The organism is Pseudomonas sp., assembly GCF_037994325.1.
In the GTDB taxonomy this organism is placed as follows: Bacteria; Pseudomonadota; Gammaproteobacteria; order Pseudomonadales; family Pseudomonadaceae; genus Aquipseudomonas.
In genome coordinates, this window is the sequence record NZ_JBBNAH010000057.1 from 1 (window position 1) to 10349 (window position 10349).

General features: G+C 60.2%; 11 protein-coding genes. 4 read left to right on the forward strand and 7 right to left on the reverse strand.

What is annotated here, in order from left to right; all coding sequences use genetic code 11:
• The 3 genes from AAAB16_RS01755 to AAAB16_RS01765 form a co-directional block, all read right to left on the reverse strand.
• Nucleotides 1–287 (reverse strand): hypothetical protein (locus AAAB16_RS01755; protein WP_340661785.1); only part of this gene is annotated, 287 nt, incomplete at its 3' end.
• Complete coding sequence (locus AAAB16_RS01760; protein WP_340661786.1) at nt 253–1308, reverse strand: ABC transporter substrate-binding protein; 1056 nt, start codon at nt 1306–1308, stop codon at nt 253–255. The genes AAAB16_RS01760 and AAAB16_RS01755, both read right to left, overlap by 35 nt.
• Complete coding sequence (locus AAAB16_RS01765; RefSeq protein WP_340661787.1) at nt 1308–2474, reverse strand: LLM class flavin-dependent oxidoreductase; 1167 nt, start codon at nt 2472–2474, stop codon at nt 1308–1310. The genes AAAB16_RS01760 and AAAB16_RS01765 overlap by 1 nt, the downstream gene beginning before the upstream one ends.
• A gap of 333 nt (nt 2475–2807) precedes the next feature.
• Between AAAB16_RS01765 and AAAB16_RS01770 the strand changes: the two genes are divergently transcribed.
• Entirely contained in the window at nt 2808–3545 is a 738-nt protein-coding gene (locus AAAB16_RS01770) for a class II aldolase/adducin family protein (protein ID WP_340661788.1), read from the forward strand.
• A gap of 78 nt (nt 3546–3623) precedes the next feature.
• Here AAAB16_RS01770 and AAAB16_RS01775 read toward each other — a convergent pair whose 3' ends face one another.
• Nucleotides 3624–4178: a hypothetical protein gene (locus tag AAAB16_RS01775; RefSeq protein ID WP_110613717.1), complete on the reverse strand. Its 555-nt coding sequence runs from the start codon at nt 4176–4178 to the stop codon at nt 3624–3626.
• 180 nt (nt 4179–4358) lie between these two features.
• Between AAAB16_RS01775 and AAAB16_RS01780 the strand changes: the two genes are divergently transcribed.
• Complete coding sequence (locus AAAB16_RS01780; RefSeq protein ID WP_110613718.1) at nt 4359–4541, forward strand: type II toxin-antitoxin system HicA family toxin; 183 nt, start codon at nt 4359–4361, stop codon at nt 4539–4541.
• Nucleotides 4542–4591: 50 nt separating this feature from the next.
• Nucleotides 4592–4996, forward strand: a complete 405-nt coding sequence (locus AAAB16_RS01785; protein WP_340661793.1) for a type II toxin-antitoxin system HicB family antitoxin — start codon at nt 4592–4594, stop codon at nt 4994–4996.
• A 48-nt stretch (nt 4997–5044) separates the two neighbouring features.
• Here AAAB16_RS01785 and AAAB16_RS01790 read toward each other — a convergent pair whose 3' ends face one another.
• Complete coding sequence (locus AAAB16_RS01790) at nt 5045–6289, reverse strand: acyl-CoA dehydrogenase family protein (RefSeq protein ID WP_340661789.1); 1245 nt, start codon at nt 6287–6289, stop codon at nt 5045–5047.
• A 287-nt stretch (nt 6290–6576) separates the two neighbouring features.
• On the opposite strand from AAAB16_RS01790, the gene AAAB16_RS01795 reads away from it, so the two are divergent.
• Nucleotides 6577–7617, forward strand: a complete 1041-nt coding sequence (locus AAAB16_RS01795; RefSeq protein WP_340661790.1) for an ABC transporter substrate-binding protein — start codon at nt 6577–6579, stop codon at nt 7615–7617.
• 158 nt (nt 7618–7775) lie between these two features.
• Here AAAB16_RS01795 and AAAB16_RS01800 read toward each other — a convergent pair whose 3' ends face one another.
• Both AAAB16_RS01800 and AAAB16_RS01805 read right to left on the reverse strand, forming a co-directional pair.
• Entirely contained in the window at nt 7776–8864 is a 1089-nt protein-coding gene (locus AAAB16_RS01800) for an LLM class flavin-dependent oxidoreductase (protein WP_340661791.1), read from the reverse strand.
• Between the two features lie 12 nt (nt 8865–8876).
• Complete coding sequence (locus tag AAAB16_RS01805) at nt 8877–10076, reverse strand: LLM class flavin-dependent oxidoreductase (RefSeq protein WP_340661792.1); 1200 nt, start codon at nt 10074–10076, stop codon at nt 8877–8879.
• Between the last annotated feature and the right edge of the window lie 273 nt (nt 10077–10349).

The window sequence follows — 10349 nt, forward strand, 5'->3', positions numbered from 1 at the left end:
GGAGATAGCAGGGAGTGTGCCAATAGCTTTTCTTTGTTCTTGCTGTTTTGATTTAAATCACTAAGTTGTTGGTAAATAACGAGTTTATTTGAGTTTAAAAAAACCAAGCAGGCATAAAAAAAGCAACCCCAGGGCAAACTTCCGGGTAATGGAAAGTTTGCCCTGGGGTTGCCTGAAATCCTTACAGTAAAAGTTGCTGCAAGGGTGCTTCTGGAGAAGCAATTAGTTGGCTGTGTTGCTCCAGCAGCAGGCTTAAATGGCGCGGCGGTTGGTGGCGCCGACAACATGTTCCAACACGCGGGTATCTATCCAGTCGCGTACATCGAACGTGCGTGGAATAAAGTCCCAGCGATGGAGGAAATCGGTTAAATCCTGCAGGCAGTGAATCGAGCGTTCATCAAAGTTGGTGCGTAAACGGCGATGGGCGTCATCGCCATAAGCGGCGGTTACCCAGTACTCGCTGGTGTTGAGTTCCTGGGCAAGAAAACGCTTGGTTTGATCGGGGTTGGCCCAGGCCCATTGCTCGGTACGCAGCACCGTATCAACAATGCGCACCGAGGCATCAAAGTGCTCTTCGAGCAGGTTGATATCCACGGTGAGCGTGCGCGGCGTGCCGTTGTTGGAGCGGATGAGCGGGTCGGGGTGCGAGCCGGTGTCCACCACCACGCGCAGGCCAAACTCGCTGGCCAGTTGCACGGCGTGGGCACCCTTGAGAAAGATCGCGTCGATATCGCCACGCAGCAAACCGATCAATTCGTTGTTGCGCCGGCTATGACGACCGTTATTAAGCGCCACTTGCGAGCCGTAGAGATGGTGGCGTTGTTCGTCGCTGTAGGTGCCGCCGTAGGGGTAGTCGACCAGCTCAACATCTTTGACTTCCAAGCCTTCCAGCTTGAGCGCGTTTTCCAACCCGCGCAGGGCTTGGGCGCGGGTGAAGTCGATCTGTACGTTGGCCCATTTCGGCAGACCAAAGCGGCGGTTTTTCAGGTCGCGAATGCTGCGAACGCCGCTGTCCTCGGTGGTCAGGATCAACTGCACTTCATCGCTCCACGACAGCCCCAGTACGCGGGTTTCCACGCCCGCCGCATACGCCCAGATAGCGGGAATATTGCCACCGTGGCGTACCGAATTTTGCAGGTGATGGTCGTAGTGAGCTTCGCGCACTTCACGTTCGCTGGACTCACGCAGCGATTGGATATTGGTGCCAAACGGGCGAAAAGCTTCGGCCAAACGCCCGGATTGCGCGGCAATGCCCAGGCCGGTGGGCACTGGGCTATGGGTGTACCAGAGGGTTTCGAGTTTGCTCATCAGGCGCTGACCTTCAGTTGGTCAGCCACCGTGGTACTGGCGGCGGGGCGCTGATGCACCAGCGGCAACACTTCCTGGCCAATGCGCAGGGCTTCTTCCAGGTGCGGGTTGCCAGCGAGGATAAAGGTCGAAAAGCCAGCGTCGCGGTATTCCACCAAGCGCTCGGCGATATTCTCGTGGCTGCCGACCAAGCCGACGGTTGGGCCAGGCTTGGCTTTGGCAAAACCGGCCCACAGATTGGGGCCGAGAATCAGGTCTTCGAAGCGGTCGACGTTCTGGTGGTAGGCGGTCTGGCGCGCCGCACCAACCGAGTCGGAGCCGCTGATAAAGTTCTTTGCTACCGCGCTGCTTTTGCTGGCCAGGCGATCATATTGCGCCTTGAGGTCACGCCAGGCCGCTTCTTCGGTTTCGCGGGCGAACAGGTCGACACGCAGGCCAAAACGTACGGTACGGCCTTGCTTGTCGGCCAACTCACGCACGCGCTCGATATGCGGCTTGAGCTTGTCCACCGGCTCGGCCCAGTTCAGGTACACGTCGGCGTGTTTGGCGGCCACATCCAGCGCGGCGTCGGAGAAACCGGAGAAGTACACGCCCGGCTTGCGTTCGTTATGCAGGCCTGGCGGCAGCGAACCGTTGTCGAGCTTGTAGACGTCGCCTTGGTAAGAGAATTTGTCGTTTTCCCACAGGCCCTGAATCACATCGAGGAATTCGCCGGTGCGCTTGTAGCGCAGGTCGTGTTCCAGGTAATCGCCATTGGCACGTTGGGCGGCCGGGTTGCCGCCGGTGATGATGTTCCAGTCCAGGCGACCGCGGCTGAGGTTCTGCAGAATGGCTGCTTGTTGAGCTGCATAGGCGGGCAGGGTCCAGGTGGCCTGGAACGCGATCAGAAACTTGATTCGCCGGGTTTCGCGCGCCAGTGCAGCGGCCACAATCCATGGCTCCGGCCCGGTGGGCAGCAAGGCGCCTTCAAAGCCGGCCAGCTCGGCTGCCTTGGCCACCTGCGCGATGTAATCGATATAGGTGAAATCGTCCGGCTCGCCATTGGGCAAACGGCCTGGGGCGATATTGCCGGGGCGGTGGCTGTGGGCGCCGCGGTTGTGGTTGTCGGTGCTTAGCTGCGGGCCGTCGGTGCCCAGTGGCAAACGCCAGAAGAATTCAGTGCTCATTGCTGCTCCTACGCGGTGGCTGTCTCCCCCGTGAAGAGGGTCGGGGAAGCGTTGGCTGCACGTTTGCAACGGCCATGCCACGCCTGGTGAATTGGCGGTAAGCGCCGTGGTGCGTGGCTTGGCGGCATCTGCTCATCAGGGGGCAGAGGGCGATTGCTGATCTAGCAGCAGTCCGTCAGCAGTTTCATGTCTGGCTGGCAACAGGCGCTGCGTTTGCAGGCTGCGCTGCGGACGGAAACCCCCGTGGTTAGTGGGGGGAGGGCGGCTGGCACAAGTTCTGCTCTATGCCTGATATGGCCACTACTCCAGTGGCGCTACCCACAAGGACGCACCATGAGCCAGACCACCCTGAACGCCAGCCAGCTCGACTTTGTCGCCCAGGCCAAACGCGACTTCGCCAAAGCCTTCCGCGTGCTGCAAGAAACCCGCACCCTGACCGCCACCAACACCTTGCAGGCCTACCTGCGTTTGCCAAGTACCGACCTGGTTGTTGCCCTGCGTGCACCCAGCCCATGGGCCGATGAGCAGAAGGTGGCGGTGTCGGTGGTGAGCTACGACGGCGTAGTGCATTTGGACGAATCCCTGCCCTCCGGCGCGCCGCTAAGCGAAAGCAAAGAAGCTGGCAGTGGCAAGCGCTATGGCCACGTGCTGCGTGAGCGTGCCGACGTAAACGTGGTCGCCCATGTGCATACCCCCTACCTCGGCGGCTGGGCCGGCGCGCACCGTGTGCTGCCGTTGCGTTACGCCGCTTCGCAGCGGGTAACCCTGGCGCGTGAGCTGCCGCTGTACTTGGATCGCACCCAGGCGGAGTCGGACTTCATTGTCGAAACGCTGAACCGCGACGCCAATATCCCGGCCCTGCTGGAAGCCAACGGCGGCGCAACCTTCTGGGGAGAAAGCATTATCCAGGTGGCTAAGTTGATTCTGCTGATTGAGGAGGGCGCTTACTTCCAGGCCCTGGCGGAGAACCTGGGCGGTTCGCAAGAGTTCGGGCCGGGTGTGCTGGAGCAACAATGGAAAATGACCGGGTTGTGGCCCCAGGGCAAGAAGCTGCTAGAGCAGGTGGCCTGAGGACTGATGGACGCCGAACTCACCCCAATCAGTTCCCTCTCCCACCTGGGGAGAGGGCTAGGGTGAGGGGGGCAGACCTCACACCGTTTTTGGCTTGTAACTCAAATACGGCGTCGCCAATAGCAGTAACAACGACGCCACTGCCACCCCCGCACTGACCCAAATCACCAGCGGATTCTCGGCAATCCGCTCCGGGTAAATCTTCAACACCGCGCCCAAACCAATGGCATTGCCGCCGGCCACCAGCACCGCGCTGGCGTAGTCATGGAAGCGCCGCGCCTTGTTGGCGCCCTGGGCCCACTGCGGGTCGGTGTTGTAACTCGGCAATTGCTCATGCACATCGCCCAACTGCTCAAGCGTTGCCAGAAAACGTCGCAGGTTGGTGATCGCCCGCTCGGCTTTGTAATTGAGAAACGCCAGGCTAGTCGAGGCCACGGGAAAGCCCAACACCAGCCATTCAATCGGCAATTCACCGCCATTGGCGCCAGGTTTTAACGCCACCAACGCCGCCAGCAAACTGACCACCAGCGATACATACAGGGTTAGCGCCTGTTGGCGCTGGCTGATGCGCGCATTTACTTCCTGATAGGCCGCAACAAAGCGGTAGTTGGCGTCGACAACGTATTTGCTCATGACTGGGTCTCGTAAGTTGCGCAGCGGGCATCTTACGTAATTTCCAGAGCGCGCTGCGGTAAAGCCCGCTGGCGTAGTACAGCTTTCGTTGCGCTGTGTGTGCAGTGTGTATATCCAGATTGCAGGCGAGGCGATTGGTGTGTATGGTACACACTACTGCGCGCCTGAATGGAGGCAAGGATGCGCAGTCGCGACGTTATAAATTTGATCCAGGCGGATGGTTGGTACGAAATCGCGGTGAAGGGCAGTCACCATCAGTTCAAACATCCGCGAAAGCCGGGGCGAGTGACGGTTCCGCACCCAAAATTGGAAATACCCATAGGGACATTTCACAACATTTTGAAATCTGCGGGCCTTAGATGAGCTCGGGCTTACGGGCTCAGGAGCTCAATCAATTGAGCGAGGTAATTGAAATGAAATTTCCAGTGGTGTTGCACAAAGACGCTGAATCGCACTATGGGATTTCCATCCCTGACGTACCCGGCTGTTTTTCTGCTGGCGCCAGCGCTGCGCAAGCGCTCGATAATGTGCTGGAAGCCTTGGCGCTGCACTTCGAAGGGTTGGTCGCCGATGGTGATCCGCTACCGCAGGCGCAAGCAATCGATGCCCATATCGACAATCCAGACTATGCCGGCGGCGTGTGGGCGGTGGTGGAGTTCGATGTGACGCCCTACCTGGGAAAGTCCGTTCGGTTTAACGCCACCCTGCCGGAAAACCTGCTGCTGCGCATTGACGAAAAGGTCAATAAGGATCGCCGTTACGCCTCACGCTCCGGCTTTTTGGCTACTGCGGCGTTGCGCGAACTGTCGGTGGCTTAGTGCGCCGCACATAACAGAAGGGCACCTTTGGGTGCCCTCTGTATTCGCCTACTTTTTCACCGCGCCTTCCGCCTGCTTGGCATTAAGAATGGCGGTGTATTCGCCAGGGTCGACGCCATTGAGGTAGTAATTGCCGACATGGTGCAAGCGCCAGCGAATCGGGTCGTGGGTGGTGTGTACGCGGGCGTTGCGCCAGAAGCGGTCGAGGTTCCATTTGATCAGCGAGGAACTGGCGCCCAGCAGCGAAAAGATGTCGCTGGAGATCTTCAATGACGCGCTGTCGGAGTGGGCGCGGGCCGTGGCGACGGACAGAATCAGCTCGTCTTGCAGTGCCTTGTTTTCCGGGTCTTGCTCATGCAGGTCAAACACCCTTGCCGCATCACGCAATAGCGATTCAGCCGCGCGCAAGGCCACCGCATATTCGCCAATCTGTTTGATGATATGCGGCTCTTCATTGGCGTGATCAACGCCGCTTTCCACCCAGGGCCGCGCGTTGTTGTTCAGGTAGTGCACGCCGGCTTCCAGAGCGCCGGCGGCAATGCCGGTGTCGATCGCAGCGTGAAGAATTTGCGGAAAGGTCAGGCCGGTGCGTTTCATCGGGCCTTGGCGGTAGATAACGTAGTCTTCGTCCAGCTCGATATTGTCGAAAATCACCGTGCCGCTGACCGAGTTTTTCTGCCCGTAGGCATCCCAGTCATCGACCAACGTCAGGCCTGGTGAGTTGCGATTGAGCAGCACGGCTGCGCCGCCGTTATCGGAGGCGGCGGTGAGGGAAATCCATTCGGCCAGAAACGAGCCGGTGGAGTAGAACTTGCTGCCGTTCAACACCAGCTTGCCGTCGGCGCGCCGCTCAACACGGGTTTTCAAGGCAAATTTGTTTTTCCCGCCGACTTCGGCCAGCGCGTTGCCGAAGCGTTTACCGGCCAGCACATCGGCGATTAGGCGGTCGCGCACGGCGTCGCTGTAGCCCTGAAAAATGCCGCGCAGCATCACGTTGTGAATCTGCAGCAACTGGCCGACGCCGCCGTCGGCGAGCGAAATAATGCGCACGGTTTCAACAATGGTCTGCACCGAAGCACCAAGGCCACCAAACTGTTTTGGCACGCCAATGGCGGTTAGGCCACTGCTGGACAACAGCTCCGCCTGACGCCGCGGCAGTTGGCCATTCTGGCTGCTGTCGGCGGCGATGGCAGCGATCTCCTTGGCGATTTCCTTGGCCACGGCAATTGCCTGTTCTTCACTGATCAGCACCGCGCTTGCCGGGGGCGCGAACGTGCGTGCGGCCTCACTCATAACTCACCTCTTGGTCTGTGTATGCCGGGCTCGGCATGGTCGTTGGTGGGGTGAGAGCAGGTTCTGTGCCAGGGGGCTGCAAGCCAGACAGCGCGTGTTGCCAGCAGAAATTTGCCGCACGCCCTTGCTGCTGGAGCAGCAATGCACGGGCGGACTGCTGCCCGTGCAGCAACAACCTGTGTTGGCACTGCAGCACTGTAGGCGCCAACGCCCGCGCCACGGGGGTTGTGGGCGTTGGCATGGGCGCTGCACTAGGGCTTACACGTTTCCTAACCCGGAGTTAGCCCATGTCCAGCCTTGCCGTTGCCACCGATCACACCTTGGAAAAAATCTGGTTCACCCGCTGTCCAGTGCCAACCGCCTCCGGCATCGCCTACAAACTCGGCTGGCTGAGCGAAGAATTCGCTGCCGATGGTTTGCCGGTCGACACCTTGCAGGAGGCGCGGCAGCTTGGCCGTCATCACTACGACCATGACTTGCCCGGGCTCTTTCGCGAAGGCGGCAACGTGCCTGCTCTTGCCGCGCGTGCAGCCGGTGCGCCGAGCCGCTTGATCGGCCTGACCTGGATTGAAGAATGGCAAACCATTTTGGTCCGCCCCGACTCCGGTATTCGCAGCCCCGCCGACCTCAAAGGCAAACGCCTGGCCTTGCCCGCCTGGGCCGACACCCGTGGCGGCAGCATCGCCCGCGCCATGAGCTTGCATGGCTACAAGGGTGCGTTGGCATTGGCCGGCTTGGGCTTTGACGATGTGCAACTGGTGGAAGTGGCGCTAACCCCACAGGAAGGCGCGCCAACGCCGCAGGAGAGCCTGCAACGCTTATGGTCGGGCCTTGATCATTTGGTTAACGGCGATGTCGATGCCGTCTACGTAAAAGGCGCGTCCGCGGCCGATGCAGCACGCCGTTTGGGCCTGGTGGTCGGCATCGACCTCGACCTGATTGCCGAACCGCGCCAACGCATCAACAACGGCACGCCACGACCAATCACCGTGCACCAAGACTTGCTCGACAATCACTTTGATCTGGTGGTGCGCTTTCTGGCGCAAACCTTGCGCGCGGCGGAGTGGGCCAGTGCTAACCGCGCTGAGTTGTTCAATATTTTGCAGAGCGAAACCAAGGCCGGTAGTCAGGGCGTGGCTGAGGCGTACCGCGGCAATTTCCATGAATCGCTGGCGCCGAGTTTGTCTGAGGAACGTGTTGGGTTTTTGCAGATTCAAAAGGACTTTTTGAACCTGCATGGGTTTCTGCAAGGGGATTTTGATATTGGCGATTGGGTGGATCAGCGGCCATTGGCGGCGGCACGGGAGTTGTTGAACGCACGCAGGTAACTGGCGTTTGCGCTGGCCCTCACCCCCAGCCCCTCTCCCGCAAGCGGGCGAGGGGAGTTGACCTCGCGGGCGAGGGGAGTGAACCGTAGACAATTTAGTCCCCTCGCCCCATGGGGGAGAGGGCTAGGGTGAAGGGGGCTGCGCCCACGGTCTCAGGTTCAAGCCGTCTTGAGTCGGACCAACTCCCGGCGCCGCGCCTCTTCGCGCACTGCCGGAATAATCCAGCGGCCATAATCCACGGTGTCGTACAGCGGGTCATAACCCCGGTTCAAAAACGTAGTCACGCCCAAGTCCACGTAATCCAGCAATGCCTCAGCAACGGTTTCCGGCGTACCGACCAAGGCCGTGGTGTCGCCATATGCACCCACTGCCGTCGCCGTTGGCATCCATAGCGCCCGATCATGTCGATCACCGGCTGCCGCAGCCGCTAACAAGCGCTCAGAACCTGTGCCCTTGATACGCTTGGACCAGGGACTGCCTTCGGCAAACTGTGGATTTTGTTTGATCTCGGCAAGTATCTGCCGCGCCCGTTCCCAGGCCAGTTCTTCGGTGGCGCCGAGAATCAAGCGCACCGACAAACTTACCCGTGGCGACGCCACTCCCGCTGCCTGCGCCGCTGCTCGCAGCTTGGCGATTTGTTCTGCCACGCCGGTCAACGGTTCGCCCCATAGCGCATACAAATCCGCGTGCTTTACCGCGATCTGATAAGCGATATCCGACGAGCCACCAAATGAAATCGGGATCGGCCCCGCCGGCTTCACTGGCGAAAACGCGCCTTTGATTTGGAAATACTGACCGTCGAAGTCAAATGGCTCTTCCGCGCTCCAGGTGCGGCGGACGATTTCCAGATACTCGTCGGTGCGCTTGTAGCGCTCGGTTTTATCCAGGAGAAAATCGCCTTCACCCGGCTCGGCGGTAATGCCGGTAATCGCGTGTAAACGAATGCGCCCGCCACCGGTGGTGTGGTCCAGCGTGGCAAAAGAGCGAGCGGCCACGGTGGGTGAGGTGAGGGCCGGGCGATGGGCAACCATAAAGCCCAGGCGTTCGGTTTGCGCGGCGGCGTAGGCAGCAATCTGCAGGCTGTCCGCACCGCCTGGGCCGCTGGCAATCAGCACGCGGTCAAAGCCCGCTGCTTCGTGGGCGCGGGCGTGGTGGCGCAAGTAGTTGAGGTCAAAACCAGCACTGCGTGGGCCTTTGCTTTCGGACCATTGACTGGGAAACACCATGCCGACAAATTCGATAGACATACCAACCGCTCCTTAGGCGCCATTGACCGAGTGCAACGCCACCGGCGCATCCGCGCCACGGCTGAGCGCGGCACGCTCGTGACGGAAGTGCGGCAGGATGTGCTCGCCCAGGCGATAGGTTTCTTCCAGGTGCGGGTAGCCGGCGAGGAAAAACAGGTCGATGCCGACGCTGTTGTATTCGCGGATACGCTCGACCACGTTCTGGTAGCTACCGACCAACGCCACGCCCGGCGGTAGGCCGATATAGCCGAAGCCGGACCAAACATTCGGGTAGATAAAGAAGTCGTCGTAGGCCTGGGTGTCGCCTTTCTCCGCATACTCATGCTCAAAGCTCAGTTTGCGTGCCGAGCGCAGGCCGGAGTGGGCGGCAATAGCCTTGACCACGCCTTTGGCCACACCCTCGTCGAAGAAACGTTTGGCTTCAGCCAGGGCTTCTTCTTCAGTAGGACGGGTGATCACATCAATGGACAAACCAAAGCGAATGCCTGTGTTGCCGTACTTATGCGCGCGGGCGCGGACGTCGTCGATCAGCGCGCGGATATCTTCCGGGCGCTCGGCGCGCATCAGGTAGTAATCGGCGTGCTTGGCCGCCAGTTCGCGCGCTGCTTCCGAGGAGCCGGCGGTGCAGATCAGCGGCAGCTCGGCTTTCTTCTGCGGGCCGCGCATACCGCCGCCTTCGGCCTTGTAATACTTGCCGTCGTAGTGGAATTGCTCGTTGTGCCAATAGCCCTTAACCACATCGAGGAACTCGCTGGCACGCAGGTAGCGGTCATCGTGTTCAGTGAAGTCGCCGACCTGGCGCTGAATCACTTCCGAGCCGCCGTTGATGATGTTCCACACCAGGCGATTGCGCGAAGCTCGCTGGTAAGTGGCGGCCATTTGCGCGGCGGCAAACGGCGAGAAGTGGTAGGGCTGGAAGGCAGTGACAAACTTCAGCTTGCGGGTTTCGCGGACCAGCAACGAGCACACCGTCCACGGCTCTTCACCGCCCGGTGCGTTGACCATCAAAACGCCGCCAAAGCGGTTGATCTCGGCCGCGCGGGCGATCTGCGCCAGGTAATCGATATAGGTGAAATCGTCTTCGGCGTCGAACGTGGAGACGGCGCCGGTGCTGTTGGGGTTATTTGCCCAGTCGCCACGGTTACGTGGGTCGCCAGGAAGAAACTGGGTTTCGCCGTGCAGTGGCAGGCGGGTGAAAAATTCGATGCTCATGGGCAGCCCTCTGGTTGATCCATCAACGGTAAAGCGTCGATGCGTAAGGGCTATTCAGCAGGTTTCAGGCCAGAAGGCTGGAAGCCTTGTGTGGCGCGGGTTTGCGCGGGCTTAGCGGGGTAGGTGTTGGCAGAGAAGCAAAGGGGGTGTTGCTAGGGCAGCAATGGGGCAGCAGGGGCGCGGGGTGGTTTTTGCTGCTGGCGCCACAGCCGCAAATGTGAGCGCCTGAAGTACTCTGGGTCCCCGCCTGCGCGGGGATGACGGAGTTCTATC